We start from the raw sequence: 17,601 nt of genomic DNA on the forward strand, positions 1-17,601 counted from the left end.
GCGCGATCCTTTCAGGCCCTATTCATAGACCGAGGTAATGGCGGCCCAGGCTGTGGTAAATCGCTATTAAAAACAGCGCTCGGCGAGCCTGCGGCGTGGGCAGGTCGCGGATTATAGCGAAGACTGCCGCCATGCACACCCGCTGTCTGGCTTGAGAGTCTTTCGTGTTACGCGGGGGTATGCCAAACTCAGCGCCTTTCGGGCTTGCCTAACAGGATTTATGCTCCCTTTGTCACCCAGTTTGCTACCCAGCCTCGCCGCCGCCATTTTGTATGCCGCTGCGACTCTCTACCAGGGCACTCGTCTGGCCCAAGGCGCCAAGGCGGACAAACGCCTGCTCGTCGGCTTGGGTGTGCTCGCCCTGCTGGCCCATGCTGCCAGCCTGTTTACCCATTTGATGACCCCCGTAGGCCTGGGCCTGGATTTTTTCAGTGCCGCCAGCCTGATCGCAGCCGCCGTCATCGCATTGACCCTGCTGGCCTGCTACCGGATTCCCGTCGAGAACCTGCTGGTGCTGCTATTCCCGCTGGGCATGCTGACGGTGCTAATGGCGCAATTCGCCCCGACCGGCACGGTGCAGGTGATTGATGAAGAACCGGGCATCCTGGCGCATATCCTGCTGTCGATCCTGGCCTATGGCATGTTCACCATCGCGGTGTTCCAGGCCCTGCTCCTGCTGTTGCAAGACCACCAGCTCAAGCACAAGCACCCCTCGGGGCTGATCAAGAACTTCCCGCCGCTGCAAACCATGGAAAGCCTGCTGTTCGGCTTCCTGTGGGCCGGTTGGACGCTGCTGTCGCTTTCGCTGATCTCCGGCTGGCTGTTCGTCGAAAACCTGTTCGCCCAGCACTTGGTGCACAAAACCCTGCTGGCGTGCCTGGCCTGGGTGGTGTTCAGCGTGTTGCTGTGGGGCCGCAACCGCCTCGGCTGGCGCGGGCACAAGGCGATCCGCTGGACCCTGGCCGGTTTCTGCCTGCTGATGCTGGCCTATTTCGGCAGCAAGCTGGTCCGCGAATACATCCTGCATATCTGACGGGCAGCCATCATGGACAACTTGCCCCTGGAGCCGATGCTCGCGGTAATCGCCCTGCTGGTCTTATGGGCCGCACTGTTCACCGCCATCGAAGCCGCGCAACAACACCTGCTGGCCCTGCGCCCCGGCACACGCCAGGGTGACAAGGCCGCCGCCCGCCTGAGCTTCCCGCGTAACAGCCTGATCTTGTGCAACAGCCTGTGTCGCGCCGCCGTGGTGATCCTCTGCACGCTGCTGGCTATCTACGCCTGGGCGCAGAATGGGCCTTGGCTGGGCTGGATGATTTCCTGCGCGACCCTGCTGATTCTGGCCGACTACCTACCCCGCGCCCTCGCCGTCCGCCATCCGCAGGCCGTGCTGGGCTTTGGCAATACGCTGTTGGGCGTGCCGTTGAAAATTCTTTACCCGCTGGCCTGGCTGCTCAATGGCATCAGCCTGTTGCTGCTGCGCCCGTTCGCACGTAAATCCGGCATCGTGAAAAAGAGCGACGAGCCGCTGCCCGATCATGACGACGAGCCGGAAGCCGAATCCGACGAAGGCCGCACCCCCGGTATGCCGGGCATCCACGCCCTGGACAACATCACCGTCAACGACATCCTGGTACCGCGCAGCGAAGTGGACGGTATCAACCTGGATGACTCGATCGAAGCAATCATCGAGCAACTGCGCACCTCCCAGCGCACGCGCCTGCCGGTGTTCCACAGTGACATCAACCAGGTCCAGGCGGTGCTCAATACCCGGCAGATCCAACACCTGCTGCACGACGCCAGCCTGACCAAAGAGGCCTTGCTCGCCGCCTGCCACGAACCCTACTTCGTCCCGGAAAGCACGCCCCTGCAACTGCAACTGCTGAACTTCCACAAGCAGCAGCGGCGCCTGGGCATGGTGGTGGATGAATACGGCGAAGTGCTGGGTATCGTGACCCTGGAAGATATCCTCGAAGAAATCGTCGGCGAATTCGAAAGCGAACAGAGCGCCGACAACCCGCACATCGAGCCCCAGCCGGACGGCCGCTACATCATCGATGGCGCCGCCTCGATCCGCGAGCTGAACAAAAGCCTGAACTGGCACCTGCCCAGCGACGGCCCCAAGACCCTCAATGGCCTGGTCACCGAAGCGCTGGAGACCATTCCCGATTGCGCGGTGTGCCTGAAAATCGGGCGCTACCGCCTGGAAATCCTCGAGACCGAGGACAACCGCGTGAGCAAGGTGCTGATCTGGCACACCAGCCGGATGCCGGTCGCCGTTTAACCCCCTTGTTGGATCCGCAAACCCCTTCCTATAATCGGGGCGGCTTACCAGAGCCGCGCCCGACCGCGTGCTACCCGCACCCAGCGTGTCCAGGCACCGCTTTATCGTGTCTGACCGGTGTTCGCTCCCATCCCGAGCCTTCCCGCGCACAACCCTGATCCATGGGTGTTCGACCAATAATAATCCGCGTCCAAACGCGCAATGACCATCAGGGACACCACCATGAGCACCACGTATAACGAGGCCGCGCCCGCCGCCGCCCCGACCAACTCGACCGCACGGGTCGCCACGGCGAGCATCGTCGGCACCGCCATCGAGTTCTACGACTTCTATATCTACGCCACGGCCGCTGCGCTGGTGATCGGCCCGGTGTTCTTCCCGCAGACCTCCGGCACCGCACAGATGCTGGCGTCGTTCCTGACCTTCGGTATCGCCTTTATCGCCCGCCCGCTGGGTTCGGCGCTGTTCGGCCACTTCGGTGACCGCATCGGGCGTAAATCCACACTGGTGGCGTCACTGCTGCTGATGGGCGTATGTACCACGCTGATTGGTTTGCTACCTGGCTATGACAGCATCGGGGCCTGGGCGCCGATCCTGTTGTGTGTGCTGCGCTTCGGCCAGGGCCTGGGCTTGGGCGGTGAATGGGGCGGCGCGGCGTTGCTGGCGACCGAGAATGCGCCCAAGGGCAAACGCGCCTGGTTCGGCATGTTCCCGCAGTTGGGCCCTTCGATCGGCTTCCTGGCCGCCAACGGCTTGTTCCTGATCCTGGCCATGAGCCTGAACGACGAACAATTCCGCAGCTGGGGCTGGCGCATCCCGTTCATCCTCAGCGCTGCGCTGGTGATGGTTGGCCTGTATGCACGGCTGAAGCTGCATGAGACGCCAGTGTTCGCCAACGCCGTCGCCAAGGAAGCGCCGGTCAAGGTGCCGCTGGTGGAACTGTTCAGCCAACATTGGCTGCCGGTGTTGCTGGGCGCTGCGTCGATGGTGGTGTGTTATGCGCTGTTCTACATCACCACCGCATTCTCCCTGAGTTACGGCGTTTCAACCTTGGGTTACAGCCGCGAGACCTTCCTCGGCCTGCTGTGCTTTGCGGTGCTGTTCATGGGACTAGCGACGCCATTGGCGGCCTTGGCCAGCGACCGCTACGGGCGCAAGCCGGTGCTGATTGTCGGCGCGATCCTGGCGATCCTGTCGGGCTTCACCATGGAGCCGCTGCTGACCCACGGTTCTACTTGGGCCGTGGCGCTGTTCCTGGCGCTGGAGCTGTTCCTGATGGGCGTGACCTTCGCACCGATGGGCGCCATGTTGCCGGAGCTGTTCCCGACCCGCGTGCGTTATACCGGTGCTTCGGCGGCGTATAACCTGGGCGGGATTGTGGGCGCGTCGGCCGCACCGTTCTTCGCGACCAAGCTGGTGGCGATGGGGGGGCTGAGTTATGTCGGTGGGTATGTGTCGGCGGCAGCGTTGCTCAGCTTGATTGCTGTGCTGTGCCTGAAAGAGACGCGGGATAACGATTTGAACAAGGTCGCCTGATAGACCGCTTTCGCGAGCAAGCCCGCTCCCACATTGTTCGGTGCCAGACCTGGCAACTCGGTCAAGTGTGGGAGCGGCGGTGCGACGATTCGACTTGCTCGCGAACGGCGCGACGCGGTTTACAGCTCTACAACAACAGCCTTCGAAGCACGGGTCGCTTTAGCCCGAGCCGCTTCAATCGACTCATCCCGCGCCAACGCCACACCCATCCGACGCTGGCCATTCACTTCCGGCTTACCAAACAGACGCAACGCAGTGTCCGGCTCGCTCAGCGCAGCGCCGAGGTTGGCGAACGCGGTCTGGGTCGACTGCCCTTCCACCAAAATCACCGCCGAAGCCGAAGGCCCGAACTGACGGATCAATGGGATCGGCAAGCCCAGGATGGCGCGCGCGTGCAGCGCAAACTGCGACAGGTCCTGAGAAATCAGGGTTACCAAACCGGTGTCATGCGGGCGCGGCGAGACTTCGCTGAACCACACCTGATCACCCTTGATGAACAGCTCAACGCCAAACAGACCACGACCGCCCAGGGCCTCGGTCACCGCTTTGGCGACGCGCTCGGATTCGGCCAGGGCAATCGGGCTCATGGCCTGCGGCTGCCAGGATTCCTGGTAGTCGCCCTTCTCCTGACGGTGGCCAACCGGTGCACAGAACGTGGTGCCGCCGATGTGACGCACGGTCAGCAGGGTGATTTCGTAGTCGAAATCGATAAAGCCTTCGATGATCACGCGGCCTTTACCGGCACGGCCGCCTTCTTGGGCGTAGTCCCAGGCTTTCTGCACGTCATCAGCGCTGCGCAAGAGGCTCTGGCCCTTGCCCGACGAACTCATCACCGGCTTGACCACGCACGGAAAGCCCAGGTCTTGCACGGCCTTGCTGTAGTCTTCGAACGTATCGGCGAAGTGGTACGGCGAGGTCGGCAGGTCCAGCTCTTCAGCGGCCAGGCGGCGGATGCCTTCACGGTTCATGGTCAGCGAAGTGGCGCGCGCGGTCGGGATCACGGTGAAGCCTTCGGCTTCCAGTTCTACCAGGGTGGCGGTGGCGATGGCTTCGATTTCCGGCACGATGAAGTGCGGTTTCTCGGCCTCGATCACCGCACGCAGCGCGGCGCCGTCGAGCATGTTAATCACATGGCTACGGTGCGCCACCTGCATGGCCGGCGCATTGGCGTAGCGATCCACGGCAATCACTTCAACGCCCAGGCGTTGCAGTTCGATTACCACTTCCTTGCCCAGCTCACCGCAGCCACACAGCAAAACGCGGGTCGCGGTTGGCGACAATGGAGTTCCGATTCGGGTCATCTCAGGTCCTCAGGGGAGCGGATCATTGGGAGAAAGGCGGGCATTTTACATGAACTGCAGCAATTGGCCTCAGTTGGCGACGGCGCGCTTGCGGATGCGCCAGGCCATGATCAGCCACACCACCGTGACCCCGGCGAATTTCGACACCAGCGCGGTGCCCGCTACCGCTGGAGTGAGCGCGCCGATCAAGCCGAAGAAGATGAAGGTATCGAGAGGAATACTCAGCGCCGAACTTATCCACAGGCGGTCGTGCAACGGGCGCTTGGTGATGCTGAACACCAGCCAGTCGATGCACTCGGACACCGCAAACGCCGTGGCACTGGCCAGGGCAATGGCCGGGTCGGACGTGACGTACGACAGCACCAGCGCGGCCAGCATGGCGATGATCGCGCCGTGGCCGAAGCGGGTTTGCACCATGTCGCGCAGGATAAAGACCAGGCCGCCCCAGGCGGACCAGATGACGTCCAGGTGCGGGGCGGTGGAGAAGGCGAAGTTGATCAGCACGACGCTGCTGATATAGGCGATCAGGAAGAGCATGGGTGATGGACCTGTGGGCAATGCCGCACAGGGTAATGCACCGCAACCTTTGTGGCGAGCGGGCTTGCCCCGCGCTGGGCTGCGCAGCAGCCCTACAACCTGCCACCGGGACATATCAGGCACACTGCGGTGGGCTTATTGGGGCGGCTACGCCACCCAACGCGGGGCAAGCCCGCTCGCCACAAAAAAACACTTGTCACAGAAAGCCTACAGTCAGACGCTGCTTTTTCCGGGCATCATCCACACCAACCCACTCGCCTTCGCCCGCTCATGGCACAACCCCAACACCACCCTACGCTCAGCATTGTCCATGCGGCTCCAACGCGTAATCTCATCCACGGTCCGCTGGCAGCCGGTGCAAATATCGTCATCGTCCAGCGCACAAATGCTCACGCACGGCGAGGCGACGGGGCGTTCAGTCGGGTTCATTCTTCCTGCTCGACCAGGTCACGCGCATAACGCTGCGAGTTGTGCACATAGTGCGCGGCGCTGGCTTCGAGCATGCGTTTCTGCGCGTCGGTCAATTCACGCACCACCTTGCCCGGCGAGCCCATCACCAGCGAACCATCGGGAATTTCCTTGCCTTCGCCGATCAGCGAATTGGCGCCGATGATGCAATGCTTGCCAATCTTGGCGCCATTGAGGATCACCGCGTTGATGCCGATCAGGCTGTAATCATCCACCGTGCAACCATGCAACATCGCGTTGTGGCCAATGGTCACGCCGGTGCCCAGGGTCAGCGGGTAGCCCATGTCGGTGTGCATCACGCTACCGTCCTGCACGTTGCTGTTCTTGCCAATCAGGATCAGTTCGTTGTCGCCACGCAACACCGCGTTGAACCAGACATTGGCGCCCTCCTCCAGCTTGACCTTGCCCACCAGCGTGGCATTCGGCGCCACCCAGCTATGTGGATGCGTCTCGACGCGGGCGTCGCCCAGGCGGTATTTCATGGTGTTTCCTCACGGCGTTGCCATTCAAGCGATGGCTTAGATATTGATGAAACTCTTGGGTGGTTGGTGCAGGCTGATCTGGGCGTCGTCATAGAGCAGATTGATCAACTCGACGATCATGATCGCCGTCAGCCCCCAGATCTTGTATTCGCCGAATCGATAGCTGGGCACGTACCAACTACGGCCCTGGTAATCGATCCTGTGGGTATGTTCGCGCGGGTCCTGTCGGAAGAAGTCCAAAGGCACACTGAAGACGGCAGCAATTTCGGCATCGTTGGCCAGGTATTCGACGTAATCGGGGATGACGCCGACATACGGCGTAACCCGAATGCCATGCAGGGAGATCAACGGGCTGAGCGGGCCGATGACTTCCACCAGGCCGGGCGGCAGGCCAATCTCCTCTTCAGCCTCGCGCAGCGCGGTGAAGATCAGGTCCGGGTCTTCGGGGTCACGGCGCCCGCCGGGAAAGGCCACTTCGCCACCATGGGTCGACAGGCCACTGGCGCGCAGGGTCAGGATCAGCTCAGGTTCGTCACTACGGGTAATCGGCACCAGCACCGCGGCCTCGGGGAAACGCCCGTCGGTTTCAAGCGTGTGGGGAGTGTGATTGCTTACCCGGCGAAGTAGCTCGTCCAGCATGAGTCATCTCGGTCTGTTGGCTACCTTGCATCATGCACCAAAGCTCGCGGGTGCCCAACCCCAAAACCCGCGCCGTGTCGCTAAACGACAACTTGTTGCAGCGCCCTGCCCGTCACGCCAAGATAGACGCACTTTCCAGGAACCCCAGCATGAATTTCTGCAGCCAGTGCGGTAAACCGGTTACCCAGCGCATCCCCGAAGGCGACGGCCGCCTGCGCTTTGTGTGTGATCACTGCTCGACCATCCACTACCAGAACCCCAATATCGTCGCCGGCACCGTGCCCGTGTGGGGCGATAAAGTGCTGCTGTGCCGCCGTGCCATCGAACCGCGCCTGGGCTACTGGACCCTGCCCGCCGGCTTCATGGAAAACGGCGAGACCGTGGAACAGGCCGCGATGCGCGAAACCCTGGAAGAAGCCTGCGCCCGCGTGCACAACTTGAATATCTATACGCTGATCGACGTGCCGCACATCAACCAGGTGCATATTTTCTACCGCGCCGACCTGCTCGACCTGGACTTCGCCGCCGGCCCCGAAAGCCTGGAAGTGCAGCTGTTCGACGAAGCCGACATCCCTTGGTCAGAGCTGGCGTTCCGCACGGTCGGGCGTACTTTGGAATACTTTTTCGCTGACCGCAGGCAACAGTCGTTCCCGGTGCGCAGCGAGGCCGTGCCACCCTTGGGCAAGCCCGCGCCATGACACGAGGGATACCGTCTTTGATGCGTTGGGTGCTTGCCCTGCTCTGCCTGTCGTTCACCACGCTGTCGCCAGCCTCCACGGTGCAAACCCTGGGCGGCAAGCCTGTGGAAAAAGTCCTGGTGCTCAAGTCCGCCCATCAGTTGCAGTTGATCAACGACGGCAAACCGTTCAAGACCTACCGCATTTCCCTGGGCAAGAACCCCAAGGGCCACAAGCTGATCGAGGGCGACCGCCGCACGCCAGAGGGCCTGTACTGGATCGACTGGCGCAAGACCAGCGACCGCTTCAATCTGGCCATGCACATCTCCTACCCGAACATCAGCGACGCCGCCCGCGCTCGCCGCGAAGGAGTGAAGCCCGGCAGCATGATCATGATCCACGGCACCCCCGACACCGAGGATTACCCGGAACAGTGGTTCCACACCCTGGACTGGACCGACGGCTGCATCGGCATGCGCAACGTGGACATGCGCGAAGTGTGGAACCTGGTCAAAGACGGCACCCTCATCGAGATTCGTCCGTAATCCCGTACGTTCGTAAAATAATTCGAAAAAAATTCCTGCCCTGCCCCGCGTCCGCCGGTGAATACCAGTTCACCCCCGCGGCTGCGCAGTTCTGCGCGTGATAAAGACCTCTCTAATACCACTTGATACCAGGCTCCATTTCAGGGCCCTGAAACCAATGCTTGCACCGTCTTGGCTGCATTGACATGGTATTTAAGTGGTATTAATTTCCGACCCATACCGGGCGACAACACTCCAATAACCGCATCGGAAACCTGAACGATGAATCCCATCCTGGCCCTGCGCCCCGACGACAAACAATCCACGCCGCTGTACCTGCAATTGGCGCGCAAACTGGAAGCGGCGATCCACGCCGGCCAGTGGACGTCCGAGCAGGCACTGCCGTCAGAACGCGTACTCAGCGAGCAATTGAGCATTTCGCGCGTCACCGCTCGCAAAGCGTTGGAAGTGTTGTTTGCCCAAGGACTGATCCGCCGTAACCAAGGGTCCGGCACCTATATTTCTCCACGCCTGGAACAGCCACTGTCGCGCCTGTCGGGGTTCAGCGAGATGCTGCGGCTCAAGGGTTTTGTGCCCAGCTCCCAATGGCTGGAGCGTGAGCTGACCCAGCCGACCCACGAAGAGATGATCCGCCTGGGCCTGTCGCCCGCCGACAAAGTGGCGCGCCTCAAGCGCTTGCGTAAGGCGGATGACACGGTGATGGCGATTGAAATGACCACCATGCCCGCCTCGGTGCTGCCACAGCCACAAGCCATCGGCCACTCGCTGTACGAATACCTGGAAGGTATCGGCAAACCGGTGGTGCGCGCCCTGCAGCATATCCAGGCGATCAACGCCTCGGACGAGTTCGCCAAGCTGGTCGGCATCGCCCCCGGCACCGCCATGCTGCTGATGACCCGGGTCGGCTACACCGCCGACAACACCCCGATCGAAATCACCGACACCTATTGCCGCAACGACTACTACGACTTCGTCGCAGAACTGCGTCGCCACGACTATTCCGCTGAACTGCGAATTTAGAGAACTGCCCATGTCCGAAGACAACATCCTCACGCCAAGCGGCTGGATTCGTGGCCGCCTGGTGCACGAACACGGCAAGGTGACCGCCATTGAAGGCGTGCCCTGCGACCCGACGGAAAACGACTTGCCCTACCTGCTGCCGGGGTTTATCGACCTGCACGTGCACGGCGGTGGAGGCGCGGACATCATGGAAGGCCGCGATGCCTTCGAGACCATCACCCGCACCCATGTGCGCTTTGGTACCACCTCGTTGCTGGCCACCACCATGACCGCTCCGGTGGAGGAAATCTCCCGCGTACTCGGCCAGCTCGGCACCTTCTGCGAGCAACGTCCTACCGGCAGCGCCCGTGTACTCGGTGTGCATCTGGAAGGGCCCTACATCAATCCCGGAAAACTCGGCGCCCAGCCCAACTTCGCCCACACCGCGTTGATGGCCGAAGTGGAAGCCTACCTGCGCCTGGCGCCGATCCGCGTGATCACCATCGCCCCGGAAATCGCCGGCCACGATGCCCTCATCCGCGCCCTCAGCGAACGCGGCGTGCGCATGCAGATCGGCCACACCCTGGGCAGCTACGAAGAAGGCGTCGCCGCCCTCGCCGCTGGCGCCACCAGCTTTACCCATTTGTACAACGCGATGAGCCCGTTGCATCACCGCGAACCGGGCATCGTCGGCGCCGCGTTGGCCCACGCCCAATACGCCGAATTGATCCCGGATCTGCTCCACGTGCACCCCGGCGCCATGCGCGTGGCGTTGCGCTCGATCCCGTGCCTGTACTGCGTCACCGATTCCACCGCCGCCGCCGGCATGCCCGACGGTGAATACAAGCTGGGCAGCCACACCGTGACCAAATGCCTGGGTGGCGTGCGCCTGGCCGACGGCACCCTGGCCGGCAGCACGCTGACCATGGACCAGGCGCTGCGCAACCTGGTGAAGATCGGCCTGCCCATCAGCGAAGCCTCACAACGCCTGTCGCAATTTCCTGCGGACTACCTGGGCCTGGAAGAACGCGGCCGCCTGCAACCCGGCAGCTTTGCCGACTGCGTGCGCCTGGACCGCTCCCTGACACTCACCGACGTAATAGTCGAAGGAGAAACCATTGACTTCAAAAATGCTTGAAGAGGCCCTGGCCTCCTGCGACGCCGTCGCCGCCCAACTGCAACGCCTGGACCCGGCGCTGGGAGAAATCGCTGGTCGCTTGCGTCGCCAGCCGCCGCAAGTGGCGATGACCATCGCCCGTGGCAGCTCGGACCATGCCGCCAGCTATTTCGCCTACCTGACCATGCAGCACGTCGGCATTCCGGTGGCGTCGTTGCCGATGTCAGTGGTGACCTTGTTGCAGGCGCCGATGAAAGTCAGCGGCCAAGTCGCGTTTGGGTTTTCCCAGTCGGGCCAAAGCCCGGACCTAGTCAACAGCCTGCGCTTGTTGCGCAAGCGCGGGGCCCTGAGTATTTCGCTGGTCAACGCCGAAGACTCGCCCTTGGAAGCCGCCTGCGAATTCCATGTGCCGCTGTGCGCCGGGCCGGAACACAGCGTGGCCGCGACCAAAAGTTTTATCGCCACCCTCAGCGCCAGCGCGCAGTTGATCGGCCACTGGAATCAGGAAACCGAGTTGCTGCAAGCCTGCCGCGCTCTGCCCGATGACCTGCGTGCCGCCGCCCAGCAAGATTGGACGGTTGCCATCGACGCACTGCGCGACTGCCAGCAATTGATGGTCATCGGCCGTGGCGCCGGTTTCGCCATCGCCCAGGAAGCTGCACTCAAGCTCAAGGAAACCTCGGCGATCCAGGCCGAAGCCTTCAGCAGTGCCGAAGTGCGCCACGGCCCGATGGCCCTGATTGGCGACAACTACCCCTTGCTGGTGTTCGCCCCACGCGGCGCCGAGCAGGCCGGCCTGCTGAGCCTGGCCGCCGACATGCGCCAACGCGGCGCTCGCGTATTGCTGGCTGCGCCGGACGATATCGTCGAGCGCGACCTGACCCTGAGCCGCGCCGAACACCCGACCCTGGACCCGATCCTGGCGATCCAGAGTTTCTACGTGATGGCGGCAGGTTTGGCAGAGGCCCGGGGCATGGACCCGGACCAGCCGCGTCACCTGAGCAAAGTTACCCGCACTCACTGAGTCGCGCTTTCCTGATGAGTACCGTGCCCATGTCCTACAACAATAATCAATTGACCCTCAGCGCCCCGCTAAGCGGGCCCGTGTTGACCCTGGGCAACGTTCCCGACGAAGTGTTCGCAAGCCACGCCATGGGCGATGGTATTGCCATCGACCCCTTGAACGATTGCCTGCATGCACCCTGTGACGGCGTGATCATCCATGTCGCGCGCACCGGGCACGCCCTGACGATTCGCGCCGAGAACGGTGCCGAGGTGTTGATGCATGTGGGCATCGATACGGTGGAACTGAACGGCGAAGGCTTTGCGTTGCTGGTGAAGGAAGGCGCGAAGGTGAGCAAGGGCCAGGCGTTGGTGCAGTTTGACCTGGACCGCATTGCGCGCCAGTGCAAAAGCCTGGTCAGCCTGATCATCCTGACCAATGGCGAGCGCTTTGAATTGCGTTCGGTGGCCGGGCAATCGGTCAAGGTGGGTGAGCCGTTGTTGCAGGTCGTGGCGCGTTCGACGGCAGCGGTTCAAACCGCTGTGGATAACTCGGACGCTGAAGTCAGCGCCAGCGTGCGCATCACCCATCGCGGCGGTTTGCATGCGCGCCCGGCGGCGTTGATCCGCAAGACGGCCCAGGGTTTCAGCAGCCAGGCGCAGCTGCATTTCGGTGACAAATCCGCTTCGTGTGACAGCCTGATTGGCTTGATGGGCCTGGGTATTGGCGAAGGGGATGAAGTGCGTGTGAGCTGTCGCGGCAAAGATGCCGACGCCGCGTTGCAGGCCTTGGTCGCGGCGTTGTCCGCCGCCATCAAGGAAGAACACCACGCGCCTGTTATTGCTGCACCTCGTCGGGCAAATACCGAAGCTGGCGTGTTGCATGGTGTGTGTGCTGCGCCGGGCCTGGTCTGCGGGCCGTTGTTCCGCCTGACCGGTATCGAGCTGCCGGCAGACACTGGCAACCACGCCGCCGACGAACAACTGCAACGCCTGGACACCGCCCTGGAGCAAGTACGCGGCGAAATCCGCATGACTCTGGATCAAGCGCGCCAGCGCAAGAACGTCGAAGAAGAAGACATCTTCGCCGCCCACCTCGCGCTGATGGAAGACCCTAACCTGCTGGAAGCCGCGACCGGTTCCATTGAACAAGGCAGCGCAGCCACTCACGCCTGGCGCGATGCAATCCAGGCGCAATGCGCGGTACTGCTGGCCCTAGGCAAACCGCTGTTTGCCGAACGCGCCAACGATCTGCGGGATTTGCAACAACGGGTACTGCGTGCGTTGCTGGGTGAAGCCTGGCATTTCGAATTGCCCGCCGGGTCGATTGCCAGCGCCCATGAACTGACCCCGTCTGACTTACTGCAACTGAGTGCGCAACAGGCCGTCGGCATTTGCATGGCCGAAGGCGGCGCCACCTCCCACGTGGCGATCCTGGCGCGCGGCAAAGGCTTGCCCTGCGTGGTTGCGTTGGGCGCCGAAGTCCTCGACGTGCCGCAAGGCCAACGTGTGGTGCTGGACGCCGCCAACGGCCGCCTGGAACTGGCGCCCAGCGACGCACGCCACGCCGAAGTCCACCAGATTCGCGACGCACAGAAACTGCGTCGCCAGCAGCAACAGGCCCAGGCCCAACAGCCGGCGCGCACCACTGATGGCGTGACCATCGAAGTCGCCGCCAACGTCGCCTCCAGTGCTGAAGCCCAAGTAGCCTTTGAAAACGGCGCAGATGGCGTCGGCCTGCTTCGCACTGAGTTTCTCTTCGTCGACCGCCGCACTGCACCGGATGAACAGGAACAACGCCACGCCTATCAGGCAGTGCTCGATGCGATGGGCGACAAGTCGGTGATCATCCGCACCATCGACGTGGGCGGCGACAAGCAACTCGATTACCTGCCGCTGCCAGTCGAAGCGAATCCGGTGCTGGGCCTGCGCGGCATTCGCCTGGCCCAGGTGCGCCCGGAAGTGCTCGACCAGCAACTGCGTGCGCTGCTGCAGGTCTCCCCACTGGAGCGCTGCCGCATCCTGCTGCCGATGGTCAGTGAAGTGGATGAGCTGCTGCAGATCCGCCAGCGCCTGGATGAGTTGTGCGTAGAGCTGGAACTGACCCAACGCCCCGAACTGGGCGTGATGATCGAAGTGCCCGCCGCCGCGCTGATGGCCGAGCAGTTGGCCAAGCACGCGGACTTCCTGTCCATCGGCACCAATGACCTGTCCCAATACACCCTGGCCATGGACCGCGACCACGCCGGCCTCGCCGCGCGCGTCGATGCGCTGCACCCGGCGCTGCTGCGGCTGATCGCCCAGACCTGTTCAGGCGCTGCGAAACACGGCCGTTGGGTCGGCGTATGCGGCGCCCTCGCCTCCGACCCGCTGGCCACGCCGGTACTGGTCGGCCTGGGGGTCAGCGAGCTGTCGGTGAGCCCGCCGCAGATCGGAGAGATCAAGGACCGCGTCCGCCACCTGGACGCGGCGCAATGCCGGCAACTGAGCCAAGGGCTGCTCGACCTGAGCAGCGCCAAGGCCGTTCGCCAAGCCTGTCAACACCACTGGCCGCTGAGCTGACAACAACAAGAAAAAAGGAGACTCGCCATGTACCAACATTTCATCGAAGGCCTGCAACGCCTGGGCCGTGCACTGATGCTGCCGATCGCGATCCTGCCGATCGCCGGCCTCTTGCTGCGCCTGGGTGACACCGATCTTTTGAACATCGCGGTGATGCACGACGCCGGGCAGGCGATCTTCGCCAACCTGGCGCTGATCTTTGCCATCGGCATCGCCGTGGGGTTTGCCCGCGACAACAACGGCACGGCAGGTTTGGCCGGTGCGATTGGTTACCTGGTGATGGTCTCCACGCTCAAGGTGATGGATACGAGCATCAACATGGGCATGCTTGCCGGCATCGCCAGCGGCCTGATGGCGGGCGGGCTGTATAACCGCTTCAAGGACATCAAGCTGCCGGAGTACCTGGCGTTCTTTGGTGGGCGACGGTTTGTGCCGATTGTCACCGGGTTCAGTGCGGTCGGATTGGGCGTGATCTTTGGTTTGATCTGGCCGCCGATCCAGCACGGCATCAACAGCTTTGGCGTGCTGCTGATGGAAAGCGGCAGCCTGGGTGCGTTTGTGTTTGGCGTATTCAACCGCCTGCTGATCGTCACCGGCCTGCACCACATCCTCAACAATATGGCCTGGTTTGTATTCGGCACCTTCACCGACCCGGTGACCGGCGCGGTAGTCACCGGCGACCTAACCCGTTATTTTGCCGGCGACCCGAAAGGCGGCCAGTTCATGACCGGCATGTTCCCGGTGATGCTGTTCGGCCTGCCGGCTGCGTGTTTGGCGATGTACCGCAATGCATTGCCGGAGCGCCGTAAAGTGATGGGCGGGATTTTCCTCTCCATGGCGTTGACCTCGTTTCTGACCGGGGTGACCGAGCCGATTGAGTTCGCCTTCATGTTCCTGGCGCCGTTCCTGTACCTGATCCATGCCGTGCTGACCGGCCTGTCGATGGCGGTCACCAATATGCTGAATATCCACCTCGGATTTACCTTCTCCGGTGGGTTTATAGACATGGTGCTGGGTTGGGGCAAGTCCACCAATGGCTGGCTGGTGTTCCCGGTTGGCTTGGCGTACGCGGTGGTCTATTACAGCGTGTTCAACTATTGCATTCGCCGCTTCAACCTGAAAACGCCGGGGCGTGAAGATATCCAGGTGGTGCAGGCTGAGGTGATGACGGATAACCAGCGCGCCACGGCCTACATCCAGGCCTTGGGCGGCGCAGAGAACCTGCTGAGCGTCGGCGCCTGCACCACGCGTCTGCGGTTGGACATGGTTGATCGCAACAAGGCCGTGGATGCGGAGTTGAAAGCGCTGGGCGCCATGGCGGTGGTGCGGCCGGGGAATGGCGGGAGTTTGCAGGTGGTGGTGGGGCCAATGGCCGATAGCATTGCTGATGAGATTCGCTTGGCCATGCCTTCGTTTGTTGCCAATGCGCCGGCGACGGTTGCGCCTGTGGATAAGCCGGTGGCGGTGAATGTGCAGGAAGCCGAGAAATGGCTGAATGCCTTGGGTGGCCGGGCAAATGTTCGCCAGTTGGAAGCGGTGGCGATGACGCGGTTGCGGGTGGAGTTGGGGGATGATTCGGTGTTGTCCGAGGCTGACCTGACTGCGCTGGGTTGCCAAGGCGTTAGCCAACTGGATAGCGGTGTTTGGCACTTGTTGATTGGTGACAAGGCTTCGGGGTTGGGGGAAGCGCTGGAGCGGTTGGTCGCCCGCCCGATCAACGCCTGATCACCCTGTGGCGAGGGAGCTTGCTCCCTCGCCACAGGCACACAGCAAAAACCCGGCCTAAGCCGGGTTCTTTAATCGCAATCAGCGCCTAGGCAGACGCCCCACGTTGCTCCGCTTCGTAATGGCGGGTCTGAAAAGGCATCAGCGCTTGAACCTTCAAACCCAACCCCTCACTCAGCCCCCAGGACACCGCCAGTTCATCACGGCGGCTGCGCAGTGCAACAACGCCCAAAGGCTTCACATCCTGTTTGGAAGCGGTCGCCGAAAACAGCTCAATAGCGTGCAACGCTTCTAAAATCCGACTATCCGTTACACACGAAAAGCGTGTGAAGCGCTCCAGCAGATACCCCGCACGACGAAGTTCCAATTCGCTGGAGTGAGCATCTAAAAAGTTTTTCACTTCACCGACAAGGTTCGCGTCCGAGTACCAGACAGCCTTCGCGGCACACACCAGCGCCTCATCATCGGCCTGATTCAAAGGACTTTTAACCAGCGTATCCAACGCGGACGAGAGGACGGGAGCGTTAAAAGTCTTCGCCATCTGCTGTCTCCAGATAATCGTGCAAAATAGTGTTCAGAATGGATCTGGGTGGCTCTTTGTTGCCAACATACATATCAATCGCCTGCAACGCCAGCCGACGGAGCTCAGCGGTCACGATGAAGCCCGCCCTGAGCAGTGCCTTGATATCGCTTACATCCTGATCGGTAGCTCTAGCCAATTTGGAGATAGCAATGTCGATAGGAGCTGCTATATGCAAGTGCAATGCGGATTGTGCAGGAAACTCGTCCAGGGGAAGACTTCGTTCCCAATAATCTTCGTGCAGCGGGCCAAAGCTAGTGTTGTATTGGAGGTCGTAGTTCAGTTCCATGACGCGCCCAGATCGCTCATCAAAAAACTGCTCTGGAAATTCCGCCAACAGTGTCTGAAGGCGCAGCTTATTTCGAAAACTCGCGCAATAAATCTCCGCATCAACATCCGTGGAAATACGGTGGTGCGTGTATAAATGAACAGCGCAACCGCCGAAGACAATGACCTTGACCGAGCCAGGTCCAGCCCCTTCCAGCATCAATTCCACTTCGATGGATTTGAACATTGAAACCAGGGCTTTCCCTAGTGCAGTACTGGTGTTTAGGCGCGGAGCGACGGTATCAGGCAATTCCATCATTGAATATCAGACCCGAGAGCAATATTGCTGGACGGGCCTTGAAATCAGATCCCGATCACTGAGCCGACAGCGACCGAAGAAGGCTATTGAGCCAGGTTCCGAGGGACAACCTGAAAGATCTGTCGGAAAGGTCCGAGGCACCTGTACGCAAGTAATCTCCGGCACGCCGACGATGGACTTCACCGCCAACAAAAACCCCGCTGACCAAACTGGCCCAGCGGGTTTCCTGTTTCTACAGCCTGCGAATCAAAAATCCGCCAACTGCCACACCTCATACGCCGGTGTCTCATACGGGTGACTGAGTTTGAGCGCAGCCACAACAGCCACAATCAATTCATCCGTCACCACCAGTTCCACCTTCCATTCTTCAACCACTTCAACCTGGCCCACCTGCCCGAGAAACGGCTGGCTGCCGTCCAACGCGCGGAATTGGCCCTGGCCCAGCACTTGCCAGGCGCAGTTGTCGTAGTTGCCGATACGCCCGCCGCCGGCTGCGAAGACGGCGGTTTTCACCGTCTCCACATGGCTGCCAGGCACAAAGAAGGCGAGCTTGTACACCGT

At 61.7% G+C, this 17,601-nt stretch carries 18 protein-coding genes; 10 read left to right on the forward strand and 8 right to left on the reverse strand.

What is annotated here, in order from left to right; all coding sequences use genetic code 11:
- Positions 1 to 220 precede the first annotated feature (220 nt).
- The 3 genes from AYR47_RS00985 (at position 221) to AYR47_RS00995 (ending at position 3,820) form a co-directional block, all read left to right on the forward strand.
- Positions 221 to 1,033, forward strand: coding sequence for a cytochrome C assembly family protein (locus AYR47_RS00985; RefSeq protein WP_016977712.1), 813 nt, complete (start codon positions 221 to 223; stop codon positions 1,031 to 1,033).
- A gap of 12 nt (positions 1,034 to 1,045) precedes the next feature.
- Positions 1,046 to 2,284 (forward strand): transporter associated domain-containing protein, encoded by a 1,239-nt coding sequence (locus tag AYR47_RS00990; protein WP_061433963.1) that lies wholly within the window; start codon positions 1,046 to 1,048, stop codon positions 2,282 to 2,284.
- Between the two features lie 222 nt (positions 2,285 to 2,506).
- Positions 2,507 to 3,820, forward strand: a complete 1,314-nt coding sequence (locus tag AYR47_RS00995; RefSeq protein ID WP_061433966.1) for an MFS transporter — start codon at positions 2,507 to 2,509, stop codon at positions 3,818 to 3,820.
- Positions 3,821 to 3,939: 119 nt separating this feature from the next.
- On the opposite strand, the gene purT is transcribed toward AYR47_RS00995, so the two are convergent.
- The 5 genes from purT to AYR47_RS01020 all read right to left on the reverse strand — a co-directional run bounded on the left by purT (position 3,940) and on the right by AYR47_RS01020 (position 7,247).
- Positions 3,940 to 5,121 carry a formate-dependent phosphoribosylglycinamide formyltransferase gene (purT, locus tag AYR47_RS01000; protein ID WP_017139720.1) on the reverse strand — a complete coding sequence of 394 codons (1,182 nt, stop codon included), beginning with the start codon at positions 5,119 to 5,121 and terminating at the stop codon, positions 3,940 to 3,942.
- Between the two features lie 69 nt (positions 5,122 to 5,190).
- Complete coding sequence (locus AYR47_RS01005; RefSeq protein ID WP_015885703.1) at positions 5,191 to 5,658, reverse strand: VUT family protein; 468 nt, start codon at positions 5,656 to 5,658, stop codon at positions 5,191 to 5,193.
- A gap of 213 nt (positions 5,659 to 5,871) precedes the next feature.
- On the reverse strand, positions 5,872 to 6,087 hold the full coding sequence (locus AYR47_RS01010) for a DUF1289 domain-containing protein (RefSeq protein ID WP_033898591.1): 216 nt from the start codon (positions 6,085 to 6,087) through the stop codon (positions 5,872 to 5,874).
- The gene (locus tag AYR47_RS01015) at positions 6,084 to 6,608 is read right to left on the reverse strand and encodes a gamma carbonic anhydrase family protein (protein ID WP_028617818.1); all 525 of its coding nucleotides are present in this window, start codon (positions 6,606 to 6,608) and stop codon (positions 6,084 to 6,086) included. The genes AYR47_RS01010 and AYR47_RS01015 overlap by 4 nt, the downstream gene beginning before the upstream one ends.
- A 36-nt stretch (positions 6,609 to 6,644) precedes the next feature.
- Entirely contained in the window at positions 6,645 to 7,247 is a 603-nt protein-coding gene (locus tag AYR47_RS01020) for a CoA pyrophosphatase (RefSeq protein ID WP_033898592.1), read from the reverse strand.
- 149 nt (positions 7,248 to 7,396) lie between these two features.
- On the opposite strand from AYR47_RS01020, the gene AYR47_RS01025 reads away from it, so the two are divergent.
- From AYR47_RS01025 to nagE, 7 genes are all read left to right on the forward strand, one after another.
- On the forward strand, positions 7,397 to 7,945 hold the full coding sequence (locus tag AYR47_RS01025; protein WP_061433968.1) for an NUDIX hydrolase: 549 nt from the start codon (positions 7,397 to 7,399) through the stop codon (positions 7,943 to 7,945).
- A 20-nt stretch (positions 7,946 to 7,965) separates the two neighbouring features.
- Complete coding sequence (locus tag AYR47_RS01030) at positions 7,966 to 8,469, forward strand: L,D-transpeptidase family protein (protein WP_028617820.1); 504 nt, start codon at positions 7,966 to 7,968, stop codon at positions 8,467 to 8,469.
- Between the two features lie 261 nt (positions 8,470 to 8,730).
- Positions 8,731 to 9,489, forward strand: coding sequence for a GntR family transcriptional regulator (locus AYR47_RS01035; protein ID WP_016977704.1), 759 nt, complete (start codon positions 8,731 to 8,733; stop codon positions 9,487 to 9,489).
- A 10-nt stretch (positions 9,490 to 9,499) separates the two neighbouring features.
- A complete protein-coding gene (gene nagA, locus AYR47_RS01040) occupies positions 9,500 to 10,606 on the forward strand; it encodes an N-acetylglucosamine-6-phosphate deacetylase (RefSeq protein ID WP_061433970.1) in 1,107 nt (368 codons plus the stop codon).
- Positions 10,599 to 11,609 (forward strand): SIS domain-containing protein, encoded by a 1,011-nt coding sequence (locus tag AYR47_RS01045; RefSeq protein ID WP_061433971.1) that lies wholly within the window; start codon positions 10,599 to 10,601, stop codon positions 11,607 to 11,609. Before nagA ends, AYR47_RS01045 begins: the two co-directional genes overlap by 8 nt.
- Before the next feature lie 29 nt (positions 11,610 to 11,638).
- On the forward strand, positions 11,639 to 14,149 hold the full coding sequence (gene ptsP / locus AYR47_RS01050; RefSeq protein WP_061433972.1) for a phosphoenolpyruvate--protein phosphotransferase: 2,511 nt from the start codon (positions 11,639 to 11,641) through the stop codon (positions 14,147 to 14,149).
- A gap of 27 nt (positions 14,150 to 14,176) precedes the next feature.
- The gene (nagE, locus tag AYR47_RS01055) at positions 14,177 to 15,874 is read left to right on the forward strand and encodes an N-acetylglucosamine-specific PTS transporter subunit IIBC (RefSeq protein WP_061433973.1); all 1,698 of its coding nucleotides are present in this window, start codon (positions 14,177 to 14,179) and stop codon (positions 15,872 to 15,874) included.
- Between the two features lie 88 nt (positions 15,875 to 15,962).
- On the opposite strand, the gene AYR47_RS01060 is transcribed toward nagE, so the two are convergent.
- The 3 genes from AYR47_RS01060 to AYR47_RS01070 form a co-directional block, all read right to left on the reverse strand.
- Entirely contained in the window at positions 15,963 to 16,415 is a 453-nt protein-coding gene (locus AYR47_RS01060) for a hypothetical protein (protein WP_061433974.1), read from the reverse strand.
- Complete coding sequence (locus tag AYR47_RS01065) at positions 16,399 to 17,037, reverse strand: DUF6036 family nucleotidyltransferase (protein WP_208603923.1); 639 nt, start codon at positions 17,035 to 17,037, stop codon at positions 16,399 to 16,401. Before AYR47_RS01065 ends, AYR47_RS01060 begins: the two co-directional genes overlap by 17 nt.
- A gap of 249 nt (positions 17,038 to 17,286) precedes the next feature.
- On the reverse strand, positions 17,287 to 17,598 hold the full coding sequence (locus AYR47_RS01070) for an NGG1p interacting factor 3 protein, NIF3 (protein ID WP_033898600.1): 312 nt from the start codon (positions 17,596 to 17,598) through the stop codon (positions 17,287 to 17,289).
- Positions 17,599 to 17,601 lie beyond the last annotated feature (3 nt).

It is taken from the genome of Pseudomonas azotoformans, assembly GCF_001579805.1.
Lineage (GTDB): Bacteria > Pseudomonadota > Gammaproteobacteria > Pseudomonadales > Pseudomonadaceae > Aquipseudomonas > Aquipseudomonas azotoformans_A.